This is a genomic window from Mycobacterium asiaticum (genome assembly GCF_001673365.1).
GTDB classification, from domain to species: domain Bacteria; phylum Actinomycetota; class Actinomycetes; order Mycobacteriales; family Mycobacteriaceae; genus Mycobacterium; species Mycobacterium asiaticum_A.
On record NZ_LZLS01000197.1, the window covers coordinates 1 to 22,404 of the forward strand.

19 protein-coding genes are annotated in these 22,404 nt (G+C 66.0%); 5 read left to right on the forward strand and 14 right to left on the reverse strand.

The genetic code is table 11. The features are described from left to right. Window positions 1-4 precede the first annotated feature (4 nt). Window positions 5-343 (forward strand): Fur family transcriptional regulator, encoded by a 339-nt coding sequence (locus tag A5634_RS22545; RefSeq protein ID WP_065146348.1) that lies wholly within the window; start codon window positions 5-7, stop codon window positions 341-343. Window positions 344-386: 43 nt separating this feature from the next. On the opposite strand, the gene A5634_RS22550 is transcribed toward A5634_RS22545, so the two are convergent. From A5634_RS22550 to recO, 3 genes are read right to left on the reverse strand one after another with little or no spacing between them, the layout of a single operon-like run. After that, window positions 387-785, reverse strand: a complete 399-nt coding sequence (locus tag A5634_RS22550) for a hypothetical protein (RefSeq protein WP_065146254.1) — start codon at window positions 783-785, stop codon at window positions 387-389. Next, window positions 785-1,675: a decaprenyl diphosphate synthase gene (locus A5634_RS22555; RefSeq protein WP_065146255.1), complete on the reverse strand. Its 891-nt coding sequence runs from the start codon at window positions 1,673-1,675 to the stop codon at window positions 785-787. Before A5634_RS22555 ends, A5634_RS22550 begins: the two co-directional genes overlap by 1 nt. After that, window positions 1,668-2,474: a DNA repair protein RecO gene (gene recO, locus A5634_RS22560; RefSeq protein ID WP_065146256.1), complete on the reverse strand. Its 807-nt coding sequence runs from the start codon at window positions 2,472-2,474 to the stop codon at window positions 1,668-1,670. Before recO ends, A5634_RS22555 begins: the two co-directional genes overlap by 8 nt. Window positions 2,475-2,535: 61 nt before the next feature. Here recO and A5634_RS22565 point away from each other — a divergent pair, with 61 nt between their 5' ends. Beyond that, on the forward strand, window positions 2,536-4,044 hold the full coding sequence (locus A5634_RS22565; RefSeq protein WP_065146257.1) for an amidase: 1,509 nt from the start codon (window positions 2,536-2,538) through the stop codon (window positions 4,042-4,044). Here the strand turns inward: A5634_RS22565 and A5634_RS22570 are convergent. Then, entirely contained in the window at window positions 4,041-4,985 is a 945-nt protein-coding gene (locus A5634_RS22570; protein ID WP_065146258.1) for a GlxA family transcriptional regulator, read from the reverse strand. The two genes, A5634_RS22565 and A5634_RS22570, sit on opposite strands and share 4 nt — an antisense overlap. Window positions 4,986-5,061: 76 nt before the next feature. Here A5634_RS22570 and A5634_RS22575 point away from each other — a divergent pair, with 76 nt between their 5' ends. Together A5634_RS22575 and A5634_RS22580 are read left to right on the forward strand one after the other, a co-directional pair. Continuing rightward, complete coding sequence (locus tag A5634_RS22575; protein WP_065146259.1) at window positions 5,062-5,718, forward strand: DJ-1/PfpI family protein; 657 nt, start codon at window positions 5,062-5,064, stop codon at window positions 5,716-5,718. Between the two features lie 3 nt (window positions 5,719-5,721). Beyond that, the gene (locus A5634_RS22580) at window positions 5,722-6,036 is read left to right on the forward strand and encodes a hypothetical protein (RefSeq protein ID WP_065146260.1); all 315 of its coding nucleotides are present in this window, start codon (window positions 5,722-5,724) and stop codon (window positions 6,034-6,036) included. Here A5634_RS22580 and era read toward each other — a convergent pair. From era to hrcA, 7 genes are all read right to left on the reverse strand, one after another. Next, window positions 6,033-6,932: a GTPase Era gene (gene era / locus A5634_RS22585; RefSeq protein WP_065146261.1), complete on the reverse strand. Its 900-nt coding sequence runs from the start codon at window positions 6,930-6,932 to the stop codon at window positions 6,033-6,035. The two genes, A5634_RS22580 and era, sit on opposite strands and share 4 nt — an antisense overlap. Then, the gene (locus A5634_RS22590) at window positions 6,925-8,217 is read right to left on the reverse strand and encodes a hemolysin family protein (protein ID WP_065146262.1); all 1,293 of its coding nucleotides are present in this window, start codon (window positions 8,215-8,217) and stop codon (window positions 6,925-6,927) included. The genes era and A5634_RS22590 overlap by 8 nt, the downstream gene beginning before the upstream one ends. Next, entirely contained in the window at window positions 8,214-8,750 is a 537-nt protein-coding gene (gene ybeY, locus A5634_RS22595; protein ID WP_065146263.1) for an rRNA maturation RNase YbeY, read from the reverse strand. The genes A5634_RS22590 and ybeY overlap by 4 nt, the downstream gene beginning before the upstream one ends. Window positions 8,751-8,768: 18 nt before the next feature. Continuing rightward, a complete protein-coding gene (locus A5634_RS22600; protein ID WP_065146264.1) occupies window positions 8,769-9,827 on the reverse strand; it encodes a PhoH family protein in 1,059 nt (352 codons plus the stop codon). Between the two features lie 119 nt (window positions 9,828-9,946). Further along, window positions 9,947-10,732, reverse strand: a complete 786-nt coding sequence (locus A5634_RS22605; RefSeq protein WP_065146265.1) for a 16S rRNA (uracil(1498)-N(3))-methyltransferase — start codon at window positions 10,730-10,732, stop codon at window positions 9,947-9,949. A 13-nt stretch (window positions 10,733-10,745) separates the two neighbouring features. Then, window positions 10,746-11,894 carry a molecular chaperone DnaJ gene (dnaJ, locus tag A5634_RS22610; RefSeq protein ID WP_065146266.1) on the reverse strand — a complete coding sequence of 383 codons (1,149 nt, stop codon included), beginning with the start codon at window positions 11,892-11,894 and terminating at the stop codon, window positions 10,746-10,748. A gap of 83 nt (window positions 11,895-11,977) precedes the next feature. Next, window positions 11,978-13,009: a heat-inducible transcriptional repressor HrcA gene (hrcA, locus tag A5634_RS22615; RefSeq protein ID WP_065146267.1), complete on the reverse strand. Its 1,032-nt coding sequence runs from the start codon at window positions 13,007-13,009 to the stop codon at window positions 11,978-11,980. Window positions 13,010-13,316: 307 nt separating this feature from the next. Here hrcA and A5634_RS22620 point away from each other — a divergent pair, with 307 nt between their 5' ends. Continuing rightward, the gene (locus A5634_RS22620) at window positions 13,317-13,649 is read left to right on the forward strand and encodes a type II toxin-antitoxin system VapB family antitoxin (protein WP_065146268.1); all 333 of its coding nucleotides are present in this window, start codon (window positions 13,317-13,319) and stop codon (window positions 13,647-13,649) included. Between the two features lie 46 nt (window positions 13,650-13,695). Here A5634_RS22620 and A5634_RS22625 read toward each other — a convergent pair whose 3' ends face one another. The 3 genes from A5634_RS22625 to A5634_RS22635 form a co-directional block, all read right to left on the reverse strand. Beyond that, window positions 13,696-14,196: a hypothetical protein gene (locus A5634_RS22625; protein WP_065146269.1), complete on the reverse strand. Its 501-nt coding sequence runs from the start codon at window positions 14,194-14,196 to the stop codon at window positions 13,696-13,698. 171 nt (window positions 14,197-14,367) lie between these two features. After that, window positions 14,368-17,841 (reverse strand): non-ribosomal peptide synthetase, encoded by a 3,474-nt coding sequence (locus tag A5634_RS22630; protein WP_065146270.1) that lies wholly within the window; start codon window positions 17,839-17,841, stop codon window positions 14,368-14,370. Continuing rightward, on the reverse strand, window positions 17,838-22,397 hold the full coding sequence (locus tag A5634_RS22635) for a non-ribosomal peptide synthetase (protein ID WP_065146271.1): 4,560 nt from the start codon (window positions 22,395-22,397) through the stop codon (window positions 17,838-17,840). Before A5634_RS22635 ends, A5634_RS22630 begins: the two co-directional genes overlap by 4 nt. Window positions 22,398-22,404 lie beyond the last annotated feature (7 nt).

Consider the following 22,404-nt stretch of genomic DNA (forward strand, 5'->3'; position numbering starts at 1 on the left):
GGGGTTGACCGACGACGCACTGCGCACGCTGATCCTGTTGGTGCTGGACTCCGGCGCCCAGATCCGCGGCGAGAACATCGGCCTGACCACCGTCTACCGCACACTGCAGTCCATGGCTACTGCCGGAATGGTCGACACGCTACGCACTGACACCGGCGAGTCGGTCTATCGCCGGTGCTCGGATCAGCATCACCATCACCTGGTTTGCCGCAGCTGCGGGTCCACCATCGAAGTCGGCGACCACGAGGTCGAGGCCTGGGCGGCCGAAGTTGCTGCCAAGTACGGATATTCCGACGTCAGCCACACCATCGAGATCTTCGGCACCTGCTCGGATTGCCGCTGACTTACGCCGCCGAACGTGAAACTGGCTACACGTTCGGCGCGAGTCAGACCGTCAACTCGCCGCGGATCTGGGCGCCGGAGTCCAGCACCAACAGGATCAGCGTGCGCAGTGCGTCGTCGGTCAACCCCGCGCCGGGAAAGTTGTACCGCAGCATCACGTCGGCCGTCTTGGCAGAACCCTTGCCCTTTTCCAGCAATGCAACCGAGCCGAAGTTCACTTCCCGACCCTGCCTGGCCACCTGATCGCTGATCTTTCTGCTCAGCGGAAGATCCCACGCCAGCACCTGGGTCAGCGACACCAGCTCAAGGTCCTCGAGGATCGGCACTATCCGCAACGACGCGATGGTCCCGTTGTGTCGCACGGTAAGCGCGCCGTCGGATTCGGCGTCGACGGAAAGAACATCACCCAGTATCGACGCCAACCGATCCTGCAAAGACTTCATCATGCGCTCCCAAATCGTCGATTGCGTGACGCGTACTCCTCGCACGCCGCCCACAGATCGCGACGGTCGTAGTCGGGCCACAACTTGTCTTGAAACACGTACTCGGCGTACGCCGATTGCCACAGCATGAAGTTGCTGGACCGGTGCTCGCCCGAGGTCCGCAGAAACAAGTCGACGTCGGGAATGTCGGGTCGCTGCAGGTGCCGGGAGATGGTCGATTCACTGACCCGGTCCGGGTTCAGCCGCCCGGCGGCAGCCTCGCGGGCGATGCGCCGAGCGGCCTCGGCGATCTCGGTGCGGCCGCCGTAGTTGACGCAGTAGTTGATGGTGATGACGTCGTTGTTCTTCGTCACTTCCTCCGCAACCGCCAGTTCGTTGATGACGCTGCGCCACAACCGCGGCGCCGACCCCACCCACCGGATCCGGACCCCCATCAGATTGAGAATCTCGCGGCGTCGTCGTACCACGTCGCGGTTGAACCCCATCAGGAAGCGGACCTCCTCGGTGGACCGCTTCCAGTTCTCCGTAGAGAAGGCATAGAGGCTCAGCCACTTGATTCCGAGTTCGACTGCGCCACAAGCGATATCGATAACCACGGCTTCGCCCATCTTGTGGCCGTCGGTGCGGCGCAGCCCACGTTGGGTAGCCCAGCGGCCGTTGCCGTCCATCACGATTGCGACGTGATTGGGCAACTGAGCGGCCGGGATCCGCGGCGCGACAGCTTTGGACGTGTGCTGCGGCGGCCGACGCGGTCCCCCGTCCGGGGCCGGCGGCAACTCGGGGAAGACGACGGGCCAGGTCGAGGTATCAGGAAACGTCGGATAGTCGTCAGGTGCCGGGGGGAGTTGCGGAAATTCGGTGGACGTCAGCTTTCGGTCGGCTTTAGCCACACTCGCTATCCTGCCCGATCAGCCTGGCACTCATCTGGTCGCGGTTGGTAGACCGTGCATCTGGCTGGTAGACCCGCTCCACCAGGGGCAGCGTTTTGAGTTGCCGCTCCAGATGCCATTGCAGATGTGCGGCCACCAGGCCGCTGACGTAGCTGCGGTGCGCCGGGGGCGATTGCTCAGCGGCCTCCCAATCGCCGTCGTGCAGCGCTGACATCAGCTCCAGCACGCCCAACGGCGGGGTGGTCGCTCCGGCCGGACGGCAGTGTGTGCACACGCTGCCCCCGGCAGCGATGTGGAACGCGCGATGCGGGCCCGGCGTGGCGCAGCGGGCGCACTCGGTCAGTGCCGGCGCCCATCCGGCGGTGCCCATGGCTCGTAATAGATAGGCGTCCAGCAGCAGTTCGCGGGGGCGACGCCCGTCAGCCACTGCCCGCAGCGCACTCACCGTGAGCCGGTGCAGCGCCGGGGCGGGCGCGCGTTCCTCACCGGCAAGACGTTCGGCGGTTTCCAGCATCGCGCAACCGCAGGTGTAGCGGCCGTAGTCGTTGACGATGTCGGTGGCGAACGCGTCTATCGAGACAACCTGGGTGACGATGTCGAGGTTGCGGCCAGGGTGCAGTTGCGCGTCGATGTGCGCGAAAGGTTCCAATCGCGCGCCGAATTTGCTGCGGGTGCGTCGCACGCCTTTGGCCACCGCACGGACCAGCCCGTGCTCGCGGGTCAGCAAGGTGACGATCCGGTCGGCTTCGCCAAGCTTGTGCTGACGCAGCACAACAGCCCGGTCTCGATACAGCCGCATCACAATAGTTTTGCACCCCAGCGCGACATCGCGGGTATCCGCGCCGATAGTCTCGTACCCCGTGGTTGGCGCTTCTGGGTCTGTTTCTGGGGTCGATTTCGGCTCCGGCAACCGGCGCTTGCCCACATTAACCGACCTGCTCTACCAGCTGGCGACCAAGAAGGTCACGTCCGCCGAACTGACTCGCCGCGCACTGCACGCCATCGACGTGAGCCAGTCCACGTTGAATGCCTTCCGGGTGGTGCTCACCGAGTCGGCCCTGGCCGATGCCGCCGCGGCCGACCGGCGCCGGGCGGCCGGGGACACCGCGCCGCTGCTGGGCATTCCGATCGCGGTCAAGGACGACGTCGACGTTGCTGGGGTGCCGACCGCATTCGGCACCGACGGGTACGTCCGCCCCGCCACCCGCGACAGCGAGGTGGTTCGCCGCCTCAAGGCGGCCGGCGCGGTGATCGTCGGCAAGACCAACACCTGCGAACTGGGCCAATGGCCCTTCACCAGCGGCCCCGGCTTCGGACACACCCGCAACCCCTGGTCGCGCCGGCACACTCCGGGTGGCTCGTCGGGCGGCAGCGCCGCGGCGGTGGCCGCGGGCCTGGTCAGTGCCGCCATCGGTTCCGACGGTGCCGGCAGCGTCCGTATCCCGGCGGCGTGGACGCATCTGGTGGGCATCAAGCCGCAGCGCGGCCGCATCTCGACCTGGCCGGATCCTGAAGCGTTCAACGGCATCACCGTCAACGGCGTGCTGGCCCGCACGGTGGCCGACGCGGCGCTGGTGCTGGACGCGGCATCGGGGAACGTCGAGGGCGACCTGCATAAGCCGCCCCCGCTGACGGCATCGGACTACGTCGGCATCGCGCCCGGTCCGCTGAAGATCGCGCTGTCGACGGGAATGCCGTACACCTTCTTTCGGGCCAAGCTGCATCCGGAGATTCTGGCGGCGATTCAGCAGGTGGGCGAACAGCTCGAACAGCTCGGCCACTCGGTGGTGAAAGGCAACCCGGACTACGGTCTGCGGTTGTCGTGGGACTTTCTGGCCCGGTCCACCTCCGCGCTGTGGGCGTGGCAGGAGCGCATCGGGGAGAACGTCACCTGGGATGCCCGCACGTTGTCCAACATGCGCACCGGCCACATGCTTTCCCAGGCGACCCTGCGTACCGCGCGTCGTCACGAGGCTGCGGATCAGCGGCGGGTCGGATCGATCTTCAACATCGTCGACGTGGTGCTGGCGCCGACCACAGCGCAACCGCCACCGCAGGCCCGCGCCTTCGACCGTCTCAGCGGCGTGGCCACCGACCGCGCCATCATCGCGGCCTGCCCCTACACCTGGCCGTGGAACGTGCTCGGATGGCCATCCATCAACGTGCCCGCGGGGTTCACCTCCGACGGGTTGCCGATCGGGGTGCAACTGATGGGGCCGGCCAACAGCGAAGGCATGTTGATCTCACTGGCCGCCGAACTGGAAGCCGTCAGCGGCTGGGCGGCCAAGCAGCCCGAGGTGTGGTGGAACACCGGCAACAGCACTCCCCCGATTCACAGCGTCCCGACACCGTTACCGAGGCGTCGCTAGCCTGATTTCTCGTGGAATGTACTGCGATAGCTCTGCGGGGACACACCCGCGACGCGTCGGAACTGTTCGCGGAAGTTGGCCGCGGAGGCGAAACCCACTCGGCGCGAGATGCTTTCGATGCCGTCATCGGTTGCCTCGAGCAGTTCCTGGGCATGCCGAATCCGAACGCCGTTGACCCACTGCATGGGTGTCTGCCCGGTCTCGCGTTTGAAGCTGCGATTGAGCGTCCGCACGCTGGTGGACGCGTGCCGTGCGATATCGGTGAGGGTCAGGGGCCGTCGCGCGTTGGTCTCGATCCAGGCCAACACGGCATCGAGTTCGGTGTTGGCTTCGCGGCGGTTGCGGATGATGAACTGCGCCTGACCGCCGGTGCGGTGTAGCGGGGCGACGGCCAGTCGGGCCGCGTCGGCGGCCACGGCCGAACCGTAGTCCCGCGCAATCATGTGCAGGCACAGGTCCAGGCCCGCGGACGCCCCCGCCGAGGTGAGGATCTGACCTTCGTCGACGTACAACGCATCGGCGTCGAGCCGCACGCCCGGGTAGGTCGCGGCGAATAGCTCGGCCGCCATCCAGTGCGTGGTCGCACGCTTGCCGTCCAGGATGCCCGCAGCGGCCAGGGTGAATGCGCCACTGCATATTGACGCGATGCGAATTCCGTTGTGGTGTGCGGCTTTCAAGGCGGCGATGACGTCGTCGCACACGCCCTTCGTCACGTCGTTGCGACCGGGCACCACGATGGTGTCGGCAGCGGCGAGTTCCTCGAGGCCGAAGTCGGTGGTGATACCGATCGGTCCGGCACTCACGACGGGCTCGGCACCGCACACCCGGATGCGATAGCCGGGCTCGCCACCACCCAAGCGGACTCGCCCGAACGTCTCGATGGCGATGGCCAGATCGAACGCGATGACATCCGACTCGGCGAGTACTGCTACCGCGTGCATAGCTTGGCAATATACCGGCGCATCATGGCTATCCTGCCACTAGCCGTCCGCACGCCGACTGGACAACATGTGTGCCATGCATGCCCAACTAGTGCTTTACGACGGGTTCGACCCGCTCGACGTCATCGCGCCGTTCGAAGTGCTCGCTGCCGGTAGCGATTTCGTGGGCGGCGAATTGGAAGTGTCGTTGGTCTCGGCGGAGGGTGCCCGCAGCGTGACCAGCGGCACCCGCGGCCTGGCGCTATCGGCAACCGCCGCAATTGATCCGGCCAAGAGCGGCGCGGTGCTGCTGCCCGGCGCCAGCGGGCCTATCGACGGCGACCCCGACGACGGCGTCGAAACGATTCCGGTGTTGCTGGCGCGGGCAACGCAGACGAAGCTGATCCCGTTGTTGGAGCAGGCATTCGGAAATCCGGACATCACGGTCGCAGGGGTGTGCGGTGGGTCGGTGATCATGGCGATGGCCGGCCTGATCGAAGGGCGCAACGCGGTTACCCATCACCTCGGAATGGACTTGCTGGACGCGGCCGGTGTGCACACCGTGGCAGCGCGCGTGGTCGACGACGGGGATCTGGTCACCGCCGGCGGCGTGACGTCCGGACTGGACCTGGCGCTGCACCTGCTGGATCGGTGGTACGGACCGCGCGTGACGCATGCGGTCGAGGGGCTTTTCGAGTACGAACGCCGCGGCGTGGTGTGGCGCAATACCGGACGAGAACCAATGGAGGTTTGAAAAATGCTCTCCGACCCGCAGGGCGACTGGGATGTGACGATCAAGACCCCGATCGGCACACTCGCAGTGCAGTATGCCTTCACCCAGCAAGCGACGGGCCTGTCCGGTACCGCCACCTACCAGGACGAAACGGTTGCACTACAGGACATTTCAGCCAGTCCGACCGCCGACGGAACACGGTTGACCTGGCGGCAATCGGTGAGAAAACCGCTACGACTCAACCTGAACTTCGACGTGGTGCTCAACGGCGACGTGATGAGCGGATATTCCCGCGCCGGTCGGTTACCGCGCACAGCGGTAACCGGCACACGCCGCTAAAATCCCAGCCGGCCAAGCTGTTTGGGATCGCGCTGCCAGTTCTTGGCGACCTTGACCCGCAGGTCCAGGTAAACCTTTGTGCCAAGCAACTTTTCGATCTGATTGCGAGCCGCGGTGCCCACCTCCCGCAGCCGCGTACCGCCCTTGCCGATCACGATGCCCTTCTGGCTGTCCCGCTCCACGAACAGCACGGCGTGCACGTCGATCAGGTCGTCACGTCCCTCCCGCGGCTCGACTTCCTCGATCACCACCGCCAGCGAATGGGGCAGCTCGTCACGCACTCCTTCCAGGGCGGCCTCGCGGATGAGCTCGGCCATCAACACCTCTTCGGGCTCGTCGGTCAGTTCCCCGTCGGGATAGTAGGCCGGTCCGGGCGGCAGTGCGGCCGCCAGCACGTCGGTCAAAACGTGAACCTGCGCGCCGGAAACGGCTGACACCGGCACGATTTCGGCAGCGTTGGGGACCAGTTCACTGACCGCGACCAGCTGCGCGGCGACGCGGTCTTTGGGCACTTTATCGATCTTTGTCACGATCGCCACCAGGGTGGTTTTTGGAGCGACCGAGCCGATCTGCTCGACGATCCAGCGATCGCCCGGACCGATCGGTTCGTCGGCCGGGATGCACAAACCGATGACGTCAACCTCGGTGTAGGTGTCGCGGACCAAGTCGTTGAGTCGCTTGCCCAACAGGGTGCGCGGCCGGTGCAGGCCGGGGGTGTCGACGAGGATGATCTGAAAATCCTCCCGATGCACGATTCCGCGAATGGTGTGTCTGGTGGTCTGGGGGCGCATCGAGGTGATCGCCACCTTCGCACCCACCAGAGCATTGGTCAGCGTCGACTTGCCGGTGTTGGGTCGGCCGACCAAACAGACGAAGCCGGAACGGAACTCAGTCATCGTCGTCGCTCGTCTCCGACTCGACCGGGCTGAGCAGGACGGTGCCGATCCGTACCCGGCCGCGGTGATCGCGTCCGCCCTCGGCCTGCAAACGCAGACCGTGCGAGACCACCTCGGCACCGGGCAGCGGAACGCGTCCCAGTTCCAGGGCCACCAGGCCACCGACGGTGTCGACGTCGAGATCGTCGTCGAACTTCACGCCGTACAACTCGCCCACGTCCTCGATGGGCAGCCGTGCCGAGACCCGAAAGCGCTTGTCGCCCAAGTCTTCCACCGGCGCGGTCTCGGCCTCGTCGTATTCGTCGGCGATCTCACCGACGATCTCCTCGAGCACGTCTTCGATACTGACCAGGCCCGCGATGGCGCCGTACTCGTCGACCAGCAACGCCATGTGGTTACGGTCACGCTGCATTTCGCGCAACAGCGCGTCCAGTGGCTTGGAGTCCGGCACGAACACCGCGGGACGCATCACCTGCCCGACAGTGCTTCCGCGGCCCCCGTCTGTCGAGTAGAACGTCTGTCGGACCAGGTCTTTGAGGTACACAACGCCCAGGATGTCGTCGACGTTCTCGCCGATCACCGGGATGCGGGAGTGCCCGCTGCGCACCGCCAGGGTCATCGCCTGCCCTAGTGACTTGTCGGCTTCGATCCAGACCATCTCGGTACGCGGCACCATCACCTCACGGGCGGGGGTGTCGCCGAGTTCGAACACCGACTCGATCATCCGGCGCTCGTCGGCCGCGACGACGCCGCGTTGCTGGGCCAGGTCGACGACTTCGCGCAGTTCGATTTCGGAGGCGAACGGGCCGTTGCGGAAACCGCGACCCGGGGTGAGCGCGTTGCCCAGCACCACCAGCACCCGACTCAGTGGCATCAGCAGCCACGAGATCACCTGCAGCGGTAGGGCAGTCGCCAGCGAGATGGAGTATGCGTTCTGCCGGCCCAGCGTGCGCGGGCCGACGCCGATCACCACGAAACTGGTGATCACCATGATCGTCGCCGCCCCCAGCAGCGCCCAGTCCAAACCGAAGTTGTCGTAGAGGAAGACGACCAGGAGCACCGTGGCGGTAATCTCACACGTAATCCGCAGCAACACAACCAGATTGATGTAGCGAGGCCGGTCGGCCATCACCTTGAGCAGCGACCGTGCGCCGGGCCGCTCGGCGCGCACCAATTCGCGCACCCGGGCCAGCGACACCGTGCTGATCGCGGCGTCCAACGCGGCGAAGATACCGCCCAGACCGATCAAGGCGATCGCACCGAGCAGTTGGTAGACGCTGGTCACGGCTGGTCGAAATACCTTGACTTGTCCAGCAGTCGGCGGTCCCGCTCGTGCTGGCGGTCATGTTGGTAGGCCTCGACCTGCTGGGCGACCCACTCCTCGAGCAACCGGTCCTGCAGGGCGAACATCTCCCGCTCTTCGGTGGGCTCGCCGTGGTCATAACCCAGTAGGTGCAGTACACCGTGAATGGTCAGCAGGGCCAGTTCATGGCCGAGGCTGTGCCCGGCCGCGGCCGCTTGCTTGGCGGCGAACTCCGGGCAGAGCACGATGTCGCCCAGCATGGCCGGGCCGGGGTCGGGTGCGTCGGGACGACCGCCCGGTTCGAGCTCGTCCATCGGGAAGCTCATCACGTCGGTTGGCCCGGGCAGGTCCATCCAGCGCATGTGCAAGTCGGCCATTGCGGCGGTGTCCAGCAGCACCATCGACAGTTCGGCGGCGGGATTGACGTCCATCTCGTTGATGACGAAGCGGGCGACGCTGACCAATTCGGTCTCGGACACGTCGATGCCCGACTCGTTGGACACTTCAATGCTCATAAGGTGCTCACGGGATCATCATCGACGATTGCGGATCCCCGATGCCCGCCGAGCCGCCCGGTTCATTCCGGAACCCGGCTCCTCGTATCGCGCGTAGGCGTCCACGATCTCCCCGACCAGGCGATGGCGGACGACGTCCTGGCTGGTCAGCTCGGCAATGTGGATGTCGTCGATGTCCTCGAGGATGTCTACCGCCGCCCGCAAACCGGACCGTGCACCGCCGGGCAGGTCGATCTGGGTGACATCACCGGTGACGACGACCTTGGACCCGAAGCCGAGCCGGGTCAAAAACATCTTCATCTGCTCGGCCGTGGTGTTCTGCGCCTCGTCGAGCACGATGAAAGCGTCGTTGAGCGTCCGGCCCCGCATGTATGCCAACGGTGCGACCTCAATCACCCCGGCGGACATCAGCTTTGGGATCAACTCGGGATCCATCATGTCGTAGAGGGCGTCATACAGCGGCCGCAGGTAGGGGTCGATCTTCTCGCTCAGCGTGCCGGGCAGAAACCCAAGGCGCTCACCGGCTTCCACCGCTGGGCGGGTCAGGATGATGCGAGTCACCTGCTTGGTCTGCAGGGCATGCACGGCCTTGGCCATGGCCAGGTACGTCTTGCCGGTGCCGGCCGGGCCGATTCCGAAGACGATGGTGTTGGCGTCGATCGCGTCGACGTAGTGCTTCTGGTTGAGCGTCTTGGGCCGGATCGTCTTGCCGCGGCGGGAAAGGATGTCGAGGGTGAGGACCTCGGCGGGCGATTCGTTGCCGGTGCCGACGAGCATCGCCACGCTGTGCCGCACCACCTCGGGCGTCAACACCTGGCCGCGGGAGACGATCGCGATCAGCTCCGAGACTGCCCGCTCGGCCAGCGCGACATCGGCCGGTTCGCCGGAAAGGCTGACGGTGTTGCCGCGCACATGAAGCTTGGCGCTCAGAGAGCGTTCCAGGGCACGCAGATTCTCGTCGGCCGAACCGAGCAGGCCCACGACCAGGTCGGGCGGAACGTCGATGCTGCTGCGAACTTGAGCGTCGGGCTGCTTGCCTAGGTCAGCGTCAGCAGCGCGGGTCTCGCGGGGCGTCACGTGGTTACCAAGACCTTCGGGAGTCTGCTTTCTGGCTAGGGGCTGTCTGAATACGCAAGTTCGAGTCTACCGCCGATCTGCCCGCAATCCCTTATCCCCACTGTGAATCCAGCGACGCTTCACCGGCGTGTCCCGTCGTGAAATTCACAGTCGACGCTCGGGGCCCAGCGCGCGGTGAGGACCCCTAGCGCACCGAGTGCCACTGCGGCCGCGGTGGACGTCCGCAGTACGGTCGGGCCCAGGCGGACCGAAACCGCACCGGCAGCGGTCAGCGCGGAGATCTCGTCCGGCGCGATGCCCCCTTCGGGGCCGACTACGAGCATCACTGAGTTCGTCTGTGCCACAGCGATATCGGCGATCCGCTCGGTCGCCGACTCGTGCAACACCAGCACCGTGGCGCCAGCGGCGGCCTCCTCCCGCAACCGCGCGGTCAAGGCTTTCGTGGAGAGCACGCCGTCGACCGGAGGGATGTATGCCCGACGGGATTGCCGCGCCGCCGAGCGCGCCACGGCTCGCCACCGCCGTAGCCCCTTGTCGACCCGGGCCCCCTCCCAGGTGGCGACGCAGCGCGCCGCCTGCCAGGCCAGGAATGCGTCAGCGCCGGCCTCGGTGGCCAGTTCGACGGCGAGTTCGGAGCGCTCGGACTTGGGCAAGGCCTGCACGACGATGACCGGCGGGCGACCGGGTGCGACGGTCCAGCGCTCCAGCACGCGGGCGGTCAAGCCGCCGCGCTCGGCATGTTCGACCGTGCAGCGAGCCAGTTCTCCGGCGCCGTCGCCGAGCACCAATTCTTCGCCCCGGCGGATCCGCCGAACCGTGGCGGCGTGGAATCCCTCGTCGCCGTCGACGTGCGCGAGTCCGCCGGGGTCGGGCAGCGCGTCGACGTAGAACAGCGTGGCCGCCATGTGAGCGGGAAGGCTAGCGGCCGGTGAAGGTCTCGCGGAGCCGACTGAACAGTCCGCCGTTGTTGGCGTGCGCCGAACGGACCTCCGCCACGTCGCGGCTGCGCCGACCCTTCAGCTCGCGCAGCAGGTCGGCGTCGTGGTTGTCCAGCCGGGTGGGAACCACCACGTCGACGTGGACGTGCAGGTCTCCTCGGGTGCTGGACCGCAGATGCGGCATCCCGCGCCCGCGCAGGGAAATCACCGCGCCCGGTTGGGTGCCGGGCGGGATGACGACCTCGCTCGCGCCGTCCAGGATGGCGTCAAAGCTGACGCTGACACCCAGCGCGGCGTCGACCATCGGCACCGAGACCGTGCAGTGCAGATCGTCGCCCTCCCGGGTGAAGATGTCGTGGGCTTGCTCGTGCACCTCGACGTACAAGTCGCCGGCCGGTCCGCCCCCGGGGCCCACCTCGCCCTGGGCGGCGAGCCGGACCCGCATCCCTTCTGCGACCCCGGCGGGGATCTTGACCGTGATATCGCGGCGGGCACGCACCCGGCCGTCTCCCATGCACTGGTAGCAGGGGTCAGGGATTACCACGCCCACGCCACGACAGGTAGGACACGGCCGGGACGTCAACATCTGGCCGAGCAGCGAACGCTGGACGGTCTGCACCTCGCCGCGGCCGGCACAGGTGTCGCACGGGATCGGCGCGGAATCGCCGTTGGTGCCCTTGCCCTGGCACCGGTCGCACAGCACCGCGGTGTCGACCGTGACCTGCTTGGTAACCCCGGTGGCGCATTCCTCGAGGTCCAGGCGCATCCGCAGCAGCGAGTCCGAGCCCGGGCGGACTCGGCCGCTCGGGCCGCGGGAAGCGCCACCGCCGCCGAACCCACCGCCGAAGAAGGCTTCGAATACGTCGCCCAGACCGCCGAAGCCGCCGAACCCACCGGCCGAGGCGCCCGCGCTTTCCATCGGATCGCCGCCCAGGTCCACGATGCGGCGCTTCTCCGGATCGCTCAGCACCTCATAGGCGACGCTGATCTCCTTGAACTTCGCCTGCGCCGCTTCATCAGGGTTGACGTCGGGATGCAGTTCGCGCGCCAGCTTGCGATAGGCGCGTTTGATCTCGGCATCGTTGGCGCCCTTGCTGATGCCGAGCAGCCCGTAGTAATCGCGTGCCACGATTTGCCTTTCCAGGCTTTGCCTAAGCCCTATTACGCCCGCCCCTTACGGGGCCGTCCAAAACTTCTGTAGCGGGTGCGCGGTCATCGGGCACCCAGCACTTGACCGATATACATGGCAACCGCGGCGACACTGGCCATAGTTCCCGGATAGTCCATTCGGGTAGGCCCTAACACTCCCATGCCGCCGTAAACCGTGTCGTTGGTGCCGTAAGCGGTGGACACCACCGAAGTGCCGACCATCTGTTCGGCCTCGGTCTCATGGCCGATGCGCACCGTCACTTTGCCGGCCTCCTGCTGGGCCGCCAGCAGCCGAAGCACCACGACCTGTTCCTCGAGTGCCTCCAAAATCGAGCGCAGCGAACCGCCGAAGTCGGCGGCGTTGCGGGTCAGGTTGGCGGTGCCGCCCAGTAGCAGCCGTTCCTCGGTGTGTTCCACCAGCGACTCCAGCAGCACCGTGGCCGAACGCCCTACCGCGTCGCCCAGGCCGTCACCGCCGTGCAGTCCTCCGGCGAGGTCGGCCACCGCGATCGAGGCCGCCGCGAGTCGCTTGCCGACTAGCGCCTGGCCGAGCATTTCACGCAGGCGGGCGAGCTGATGCTCATCGATCACGTCGCCGAGTTCGACAATGCGCTGATCCACTCGGCCGGAGTCGGTGATCACCACCATCAGCAGCCGGGCCGGGGTCAGCGCGATCACTTCCAGGTGGCGCACGGTCGAGGTGGACAGCGTCGGGTATTGCACCACAGCCACTTGGCGGGTCAGTTGGGCGAGCAACCGCACCGCGCGGCGCAGCACGTCGTCGAGGTCGACGCCGGACTCCAGGAAGCCCTGGATCGCCCGTCGTTCAGCCGAGGACAGCGGCTTGACGTCGTCAAGGCGGTCGACGAACTCGCGGTAGCCCTTCTCCGTCGGAACCCGCCCGGAACTGGTGTGCGGTTGCGCGATGTAGCCTTCGGCCTCCAGTACGGCCATGTCATTGCGGATCGTTGCGCTGGAGACGCCCAGGTTGTGCCGGTCCACCAGGGATTTCGAGCCGATCGGTTCGTGGGTGGCGACGAAGTCGGCGACGATTGCGTGCAGCACCTGAAACCGCCGCTCGTCTGCGCTACCCACCGCCCGCCCCTCCCTGCATACCTGCTCGTCGATTACCGGCCGCGTTCATTTTACGGTCTCCGGCGGATCTGACCTGCCAACCTGTGCGATGCGGTGGCTGGCGCCGCGGTTGCGGCCGCGACGGCGTCACAGCTGCCCCACGCGTCCCCGGTCTGCGGATGGTTGTCTGTTTGCCCGCCTTCGCGCGACTACCGGTGTCGCGCGGAGGCGGGCATTCAAACACCCGTCCCCCGGTTCATCTTTCGCAGACTCGGCCGGCATGGTTGTCTATTTGCCCGGCTCACAGCGACACCGCTAGCCTTTGCAGGTGATCTTCAAAGGCGTGCGTGAGGGCAAGCCGTATCCCGAACACGGGTTGTCGTACCGGGACTGGTCCCAGATCCCGCCGCAACAGATCCGACTCGACGAATTGGTTACCACCACGACGGTGCTCGCCCTTGACCGATTGTTGTCAGAAGACTCCACGTTTTACGGCGATCTGTTCCCGCATGCGGTGAAGTGGCGCGGGATCATCTACCTCGAGGACGGCCTGCACCGGGCGGTGCGGGCGGCGCTGCGGAACCGCATCGTGCTGCACGCACGCGTGTTCGACATGGACATGTCGATGGGCAGCGGGCCGCACGCCTACGCCGAGACGTAAAAACCGCCAAAACCGGCGGGTTTTGGCGGCTTTACGGTGACGAGAATTAGTGCGAGGCAGCCTTCAACAGTTCCATCGCGGAACCGCGCGAGAGCACCCAGCCGCCCTGGTTGACAAACGTGACGTTCTGAGTGACCGGCGGCGAGAGCTTGGGCCCGGAGACGGAGACGTCGGCCGTTGCCGAACCGTTCCCGGCCGGCTGGATGTTGGCGATGCTGAACGACAGCGGCAGCTGGCCGTTCTTGGCCGCCTTCTTGAGCTGATGGTCAGCCAGGTGCGCCTCGGTCCCGCCGATGCCACCCTCGACCAGGTCGCCCTTGTTCGAGAACGACACGTTGGGGTCGGCGAGGCTGGTGAGGATGCCGTTGAGCTGGCTGACGGTTGGCACATTTGCCGGCGCCGGTGCCGGGTCCAGCGGCAGCGGCGCACCGAAGACGACGGGCTGCACCTGGTGCTCGACCGGGCTGACGATGGACGTCACACCTGCGGCGGCGGCACCGATCGCGGCGACGGCCGCGGCACCGATGGCCAGTGACTTGATGGTCATGTCTTACTCCCCCTTGAATCTCACGCGAATGCGCGTGTGGTCGCTGTTACTAATGTTTCGTTTGGTGACCGAGTTGCGTTACAGCCACGCTGCTACACGCAAGAGTGCGGCGACTGTGCCGAAGCTGTGTACCAGCTATGAAACCAGCGTGCATGGCTCGCGCCAAGGGTCTCATCCCTCGGCGAGTACCTCTTCGTCGGTCAACGCTACGACGTCGAGGTAGTGACGTGCAATTACGACCAGTCGGTGCGACGTGCCTCGACCCGCCTCGCGGCGGTCCAGCCGTTCGGCTAAACCGGCCACGGTTCGGGTGGCGAAAAGATCGCTGACCACCGCATGATCCACGTCGAGCCAGTCGCGGACGCGCGCGACGACGGCGGTGGCCAACACCGAATCACCGCCCAGGGCAAAGAAGTCGTCATGGACGCCGACCGACTCAGCGTCCAGCACCTCGGCAATGATCGCGGCGAGTGCGGCCTCGAGGTCGTTGGTGGGGGCGCCGTCCGGGGATCCGTCGACAGCTTCCGATTCAAACAACGCAACGATTGCGCGCCGGTCCGGTTTTCCGTTGGCAGTCAACGGAATTCGGTCGAGAACGTGGATACGGGCCGGGACCATATAACTCGGCAGCACCTCGGCGACCGCCGCGATGACATCACCGGCCGGGTCACCAGCGACCGCCGCCACCAGCTTTGGTGCGCTGGCGCCGACGACGGCGGCGACGGCGTTGCGCACGCCGGGCACGGTACGAAGTGCGCACTCGACTTCGCCCAATTCGACGCGGTAGCCACGAATCTGCACCTGGTGGTCGGCACGACCGAGGAATTCGATGGTGCCGTCCGGCCAGTACCTGGCCAGGTCCCCGGTCTTGTACCAGCGAAGGCCGTCGTGTTCGACGAACCGCTGCGCGGTACGTTCCGGGTCGTTGCGGTAGCCCGCGGCCACGCTCGCGCCGCCCACCCACAGTTCGCCGGGAGCCCAGTCGAGGCAGTCGCGGCCCGACGCCGAAACCACCCGGCAACGAACGTTGCGCAGCGGAACGCCGAACGGCACCGTTGCCCAATGCGACGGCGGTTCGCCGACGACCTCGCACACCGTGCTGTGGATCGCCGTCTCCGTCGCACCGCCGAGCCCCGCGAACCGGCAGCCCGGGACCCGCTCGGCTAACGCACGAGCTAACTCGGCCCCCACCCAGTCGCCGCCGAGGAGCACGGCCCGCAACGAATCGCCCAGACGGTTCGCATCACACTCCAGGATCATCTGCAAAATGCTTGGCACGCAATTGAGAACCGAAACCCGATGCCGGGCAATGAGTTCCACCCAAGCGTCCGCACTTGCGCGCTGCTCGTCGGCCACCGCCACCACAGTGCCGCCAGCTGAGAGCATGCCGAAGATGTCGTACACGGACAGATCGAACTCGAGCGCGGATACCGCGAGCGCCCGATCTGCGCCGTCGACGTCGAACCACTGGTTCAACGCGTCGATCGTGTTCATCGCGGCGCTGTGTGAAACTTCCACGCCTTTCGGAAGACCCGTCGAGCCGGACGTGAACAGCAGGTAGGCAATTGCGGCGGAATCCGGAAAGACGGGCTCCGACAACGGCTCTTGGTGGCCACGCGCCGCCGCTATGGAGATGACCGGGATGCCGGAGTCGAATGCGGCCCCTTCGACGGACAACGCCGCGACGACCTCGGCAGCCTGAAGTATGTTGGCGCGTCGCGCATCCGGTTGGTCGATGCTGATCGGCACATATGTCGCACCGACGGCCAGCACACCGAGGACGGCGAGTATCTGGTCTCTCCCCTTAGGTAACTGGATGGCGACGGCGTCGCCCAGTCCCACACCGGCGGCGCGCAGCGCACCGGCCACCGCGAGCGAGCCTTCGGCCAGTTGCCGGTAGCTCCATACCCCGGCCGCATCGCCGAGTCCCCACACCACCGCGGGATCATCAGGACGAGCGTCTGCATGTTCGAAAAACCCCTGATGCAAACGGCGTCCGGTGACGGGGCCGTCGGTGGCGTTGACCGCGGCGCGCACCTTGGCTTGAGCGCACGGTAGCGGCACGGTCGCCTCGGCATCCCAGCCCACCTCGCCGTCACCGAGGCGTTGCACCGCCTGGGTGAACCTGGCGAACATGGCATCGACCATGTCCTCGGGGAAAGCGGATTCGCGGACATCCCAGTTGATCAGCAGACCGCCGCGCAGTTCGGTGATCTGAGCGTCCAGCAGCACTTGCGGGCCCTGCGAGATGATCCATACCGGTTCGCCGAATGTCTCGATGACGTCCTCCGCGAACAGCTCACCGAGGTCCAGCGCACTGGTGAAGACGACCGGCGCCAGCACCGGCTCACCGCGGTGCCGGCCCAGATCACGCAGTACGTCGAGCCCGGAATAGGCTGCGTGCGAGCCGCTTTCGTACATGGTGCGCTGGACCGAGCGGGCGCGCTCTGCGACCGACATCCGTTCGCTGACATCGACCTCGAGCATGATCGATGACGTGAAGTCCCCGATCACCCGGTCAATGTCAGGATGCACCGGTTCACGTTGAAACAGCGGCACATTGAGCAGGAACCGGTCCTGGGCCGACCAGCCGCCGATGGTGTCGGCAAAGACAGCGGCCAGCGCCACGGCGGGGGTGACGCCGCGCGCGTGAGCGCCGCTTACCAACCTGTCCTTCGCCTCCGGAGACAACCAGTGGTCGTAGCGCACGGTGCGCTGCGGGTTGCTGCGTTGCGCTACCGGCACGGTGGGAAGTTCGGGGGCGCCGGGCATCTCGGGCAGCCGATGCTGCCACCACTGTCGATCGCGGTCGTCGACCGCTCGATCCTGGCCGCTTCGAGTCCGATATTGCCGGTAGCTGTAATCGGGAATCGTCAGCGACGCGCCCCGATACAGCGCGGCCAGATCCGCCACCAGCACCCGATAGCTCATCGCATCCCCGGCCAACATGTCGATATCCAGATGCAATCGGCTACGGTCCGGGTCGTAGCGCGTCAGCGTGATGTCGATGACTTGGCCGTCGTCGATGGCCAACCGCTGATGCGTCTTTCGATCCCGCAACTCTTCTAACGCGGATTCGACCAGGGCCGTGCTCTTTGTGCGCAGGTCGACGACCTCGAACACCGACCGGCCCGGCTGCGCCAGCGTCTGTTGGGTTCCGTCCGGCAGGAAGCGGGTGCGAAGCATCGGATGTGCCGCGACTAAGTCGGCCACTGCCTGCCGCAATCGTTCCGGATCTATTGCGCCACCATCGAATTCGACATAGAGGTGGGCCGCGACACCGCCGAGTTGCTGCTCGTCGGATCGGCCGATCCAGTAGGCGTGCTGCATCGGCGCCAGCGGGAACGGCGCGTCTTCGTCCGACTCGTCATCGCGCTGTTCTGCCCGGGCGGCGGCCGGTGCGTGATCGGAATCCCCGGTGAGCAGGACATGCCACGAGTCGACGGTCGGATTGGCCGCCAAGTCCGCAAAGGTAATGGCCGCACCGCGCTTGCGCCATCCTCCGGCCATCGCCATCATTCGTATTGAGTTGAGCCCCAATTGGATAAGATCATCCTGGTCCGCTACTTCGTCGACGGGGCAGCCGAGTTGGGCCGCGATCGCGGTCCTGATCTCGTCTCTGCTGATCCAGTCCTTGGTGCTCACTGCCCTTCCTTCGTCAGGCCCGCAGCAAGGGCGGCGATACCGCGCTGCCAGAACACCATCAGCCGTTCGATGTCGGACGGCGTGAACAAGGACTCGCTCCAGCGCCAGTTGCTGATCAGTTGCGTGCCGTCCGGGGTATTGGCAACGAACGCACTGATATTCATCGCGAAGCGCAGTGGCAGATCGGGTTCCGGCGCGTTGGGCAGCGCCTCGATGAAAGCCCCCGGGAGCAGTGACCAGGGCTGTTCGGTGGGCTGCTGTTCGGGGGGGCCGCCGAGGTCCAACCGACCCAAATAGCTGAACTGGATTTGTGGTTCAGCGGCGTCCTGCAACTCAGGGATGCGATCCACATAGTGCAGCAGCCCGTAATCCAAACCGTCATGCGGGACTTCGGCGAGATGGGCTACCACCGAATCGACCAGAGCCCTGGCCCTCAATGGATCCCGTTCGGCCTGCTCGATTTCGACCGCCGCCGCGCCGACTCCGAATCGGGCGGGGAAGGCGCTGGTGAACCAGCCGACGGTGTTTGTGGTATCGGTATCCAGGGTCGCATCGGCGCGACCATGACCTTCCAGGGCGACGAGCGTCCCGGCCGCCGGGTCCTGGCCACGTTCCCGCCGCCAACTGGCCATCGTCATCGTCGTTGCGGCCAACAGGAATTCGCGTACTCCCTCACCTTTGGAGAGTGCTGCCAGCACGCGTGCGGTGGTATCGACGGGGGTGACGGCTTGGCTGACTTGCAACGTGGACCAAGCATCCCGGTGCGGATCGGGATGCCGAGCGCCCAAGGCGGCATCGGGTTCGCAAACCACCGACACCCAGTAATCGCGCTGCGCCTGCACTTCGGCAGTAGCGGCTCGTTCCCACATCAACTCACACCAGCGCCGGTAAGAAGTAAACTCCGGCAGCATCTTTGGCGCCGAACCGGCCTGCATGCAGCGCCATGCCTCCGCGAGATCGCCCAGGATGATGTGCCAGGACACCACATCCACGGTGAGGTGGTGGGCGGTGATCAACAGCGCATCCCGCCCGTGGGAGGCCGGCTCGGTGTCGGAGAACCAGATTGCTCGCATCATGGTGCCGGCGTAGGGGTCGATCTCGTCCATCACCCTCGGCCCGGCGGCGGTGATCGAGGCAATCAGTGCGTCGTCGGTCGACTCGGTAAGCCGCTGTTCGGTCAGCACGTCGGCCGCATTGACCACCCCGGGCGCACGCGTCACCAGGCGCGGACCGGCGGAAGTGTCGATCAGAATTGATCGCAGCGTGTCGTGACCGTCAAGCAGTAGCTGCAACATCGACTCGATGGCGGGCCGATCTATGCCGGTCGGCAGCCGCAGCAGCACGGTGTGGGTGAAACGGCGGAAGTTGCCATGCTCGTAGAGCCAGGACACCATCGGCAGCGGGGGCACCTCGCCGTATTCGGCACCGGTGACGGTCGGATCGGAGTCTAGGGCTGCGTCGATCGCCGCGGCAAGTTCGCGGATCGTCGGGGCGGTGAACACCATTCGCGGGCTCAGTGTCAGGCCACGTCGTCGGGCCTTGTGTACCAACGAGATCGCCACGATGCTGTCCAACCCGAACGTGAAGAAGTCGTCGTCGAGGTGCGGCGTCGCGCCGTTGAACTGTTCTGCAAACAGCTCGCACAACTCCCGTTCGGTATCAGTGGACGGCGCCGCGGGACCGCGAGTGTTCTGTGCGAGCTCATCGTTGGCCAGTTGGTCCAGCGCGTGCCCGTCGAGTTTGCCGTTGTTATTCACCGGCAGCTGGTTTAACACCACGATCCTGGCCGGCACCATATACGCGGGCAGCCGTTCGGCGAGCGCTGAGCGCAACCGAGCCGGGTCGTCCTCGTTATCGCGTTGCCACACAACGAATGCCACCAGGGTGGCTCCGGCCTCCCGGCGGACCACCGATACCGCCGCGTCATGTACCGCGTGCAGACCCCGCAACGCTGCCTCGATTTCGCCGAGCTCGACCCGGTAACCGCGAATCTTGACCTGGCTGTCGCCCCGCCCCAGATACGCATAACCCCCGTCTGGTAGGCGACGCACCAGGTCGCCGGTGCGGTACATGCGTTGCGTAGGCCGGAACGGATCCGCCACGAAGCGAGCCGAAGTCATCGCCGACTGGCCGATGTAGCCGCGCGCGAGCTGAGCGCCGGACAGGTAGAGCTCACCAACTGCGCCGTGCGGCACTACCCGCAGCGCCGAATCCAACACGTAGCCGTACGTGCCGGCGTTGGGCGTCCCGATCGTCGGCGTCGGATAGTCCTGTACCGCGGCCACCACGGCCTCCACCGTTGTTTCGGTGGGTCCGTAGCAGTTGTAGACCGCAGTTGACGGTAGGAAGCGCAAGTTGTCCCACAGCACGCTGTTGATCGCCTCGCCGCCCAATGCGAGCACAGCCAGATCGTGGTCCAGCAGTCCCGCCGCCCGAAGCTGGACGAGCATTGACGGGGTGGTGTCGATCATGTCGATCTGTTGGTCGGCGAGGCCTTTGACCAGTTGATCCGCGTCGCGCATCTGGTCGGCGTCGAACAGGTGGATGGCATGACCATCCAGCAGACCGACCATCGGTTGCCACGACGCATCGAAGCTCAAGGACCAGGCGTGCGCGATACGCAGCGGTCGACCGAGGCTTTTCGTCGCCGGTCGGTAGACGCGATAGCGGTGGTCAGCGAAGTAGCCGAGTAGTGCGGCGTTGGTGCCGATCACGCCTTTGGGCTCCCCGGTCGAGCCGGATGTGAAGATGACGTACGCGCTGTTGCCGGGGTGGCGTTGAACCGCAGGCGCGGCAATGTGGTGGCGCGAAATACGTTCGCTCACATCGTGATCGTCGATCACCAAGACCGGAAGCCGAGCTTCGACCAGTGCCGCGGTGCTCACGTCGGTGATCGCCAGCACCGGATTAGCTTGTGCTAGCAGGGATTCGATACGCGCCGCAGGCAACGAGGTGTCCACCGGCAGATAGGCGGCGCCAGCGCCAAGTACACCCAGGATCGCGACGATCGAACGGGCCGAGCGGCGCAGCGCCAGCGCGACAACGGCTTCCGGACCGATCCCGTGTTCCGTTAGCTCACCGGCCAGCCGCGCCGCGGCTGCATGTAGCTGTGCGTAGCTGTAGCGCTCGCCGTCGCTGGTAGACAGGGCAAGCGCCTCGGGTGTCGTCTGGGCCTGCCGCTCGAACAGCTCCCACACCGTGGCATCAACGACGGCTGTATCGGCGAGGTCGCGGTACTCGGCGTGTTCGGCGGCGGTGAGCACGTCCAGCCGGTCGGGGGTCCGGTCGCCGATGTCAGGAAGCTGACACAGTACGGCGACCAGTCGCTCACAGATCTGCGCTCCGGAAAAGTGCGGCAGCGCTTGCTGAATGGCCTCGACGACCACGACCAGTTGATCCTCGATCGTGTGCGAGACCACGGTCAGCGGATAGTGCGTCAGACTCTCACCCGCCACGGGCGTGAACTGAACACCGTCGGCGGTGACCACCGGCCGGATGGCGTCCTCCAGCGGAGCGTTCTCGAATACGAACATCGTGTCGAACAGGGCGCCCCGGCCGTCTCCGCGTTGCAATTCGGACAGGCCGAGAAATCCGATGTCGCGCATCATCGACGATTCGCGTTGCAGCCGCACGCATTGCTCGACCACCGATACGGTAGGGCTCACCTGGTGCACCACCGGCACCGCGTTGATGAACATCCCGACCATGGTCTCCACACCCGGCAGCGACTCGGGGCGGCCGGACACGACGGTGCCGAAGACGACGTCACGACGGTCGGTCAACCGGCTGAGCACGACCGCCCAGGCGAAAAGCACTGCGGTATTAAGTGTTAGCCCGTTGCGCCCCGCCCACTTGCGCAGCCTCGTCGTATCGCCCACCGAGAGCAGCAGGCTCGACTTTTCCGGCACACCTGCCGCGTCATGGCGTTCCTGCGCCAAGATGAGCGGGCCGCTGACGCGTTGCAGATACTGCGTCCACTTCGCGGTGGCGTCCGCCCTGTCCTGGGTCCCCAGCCAGGCGATGTAGTCACGGTAGGGGCGTGGGCTGGGCAGGCCGTCGGTCAAACCCCCGGCCTGATACACCGCAAGCATCTCGGTGAAGAAGACGCCGAGTCCCCATCCGTCCACCAGGATGTGGTGCGCGGTGAAGATCATCCGGCGTCTGGATTCGCCTGGCACCGTGAGCAGTACGACCCGCAGCGCCGGGCCACGGCTCAGATCGAACGGCCGGTGTCGTTCTGAGCGGGCGATGGGGTCGAATTCCGTTGGCGTGGCGACTCGTTCAGTCCACGGCAGCTCAGCGTGGCTGGGCACGATCTGAACGGGCTTGGGTACGTCCCGGTCCCAGAATGCGGCGCGCAGGTTGGGGTGCCGCTCCAGCATCATCTGTGCGCTGCGGCGCAGCAGATCGACATCCAGCGGTCCGTCGATATCGGCGATGAACTGCATCGTGTAGATGTCCAGGCTGTCCTGCGCCAGGCGATACAACGCGAACAGCCCTTCCTGCAAGGGGCTGAGCGCGAGGACATCCTCGATCTGCGGCGGGGCGGTGCTCACCGGGCCC

Bases quoted from the DNA above. Each gene is read 5' to 3' on its own strand.
- A5634_RS22550 (WP_065146254.1), bottom strand. From the start codon at position 785: ATGAAGTCTTTGCAGGATCGGTTGGCGTCGATACTGGGTGATGTTCTT.
- recO (WP_065146256.1), bottom strand. From the start codon at position 2,474: ATGCGGCTGTATCGAGACCGGGCTGTTGTGCTGCGTCAGCACAAGCTT.
- A5634_RS22570 (WP_065146258.1), bottom strand. From the start codon at position 4,985: ATGCACGCGGTAGCAGTACTCGCCGAGTCGGATGTCATCGCGTTCGAT.
- A5634_RS22575 (WP_065146259.1), top strand. From the start codon at position 5,062: ATGCATGCCCAACTAGTGCTTTACGACGGGTTCGACCCGCTCGACGTC.
- A5634_RS22580 (WP_065146260.1), top strand. From the start codon at position 5,722: ATGCTCTCCGACCCGCAGGGCGACTGGGATGTGACGATCAAGACCCCG.
- era (WP_065146261.1), bottom strand. From the start codon at position 6,932: ATGACTGAGTTCCGTTCCGGCTTCGTCTGTTTGGTCGGCCGACCCAAC.
- ybeY (WP_065146263.1), bottom strand. From the start codon at position 8,750: ATGAGCATTGAAGTGTCCAACGAGTCGGGCATCGACGTGTCCGAGACC.
- A5634_RS22605 (WP_065146265.1), bottom strand. From the start codon at position 10,732: ATGGCGGCCACGCTGTTCTACGTCGACGCGCTGCCCGACCCCGGCGGA.
- A5634_RS22625 (WP_065146269.1), bottom strand. From the start codon at position 14,196: ATGACCATCAAGTCACTGGCCATCGGTGCCGCGGCCGTCGCCGCGATC.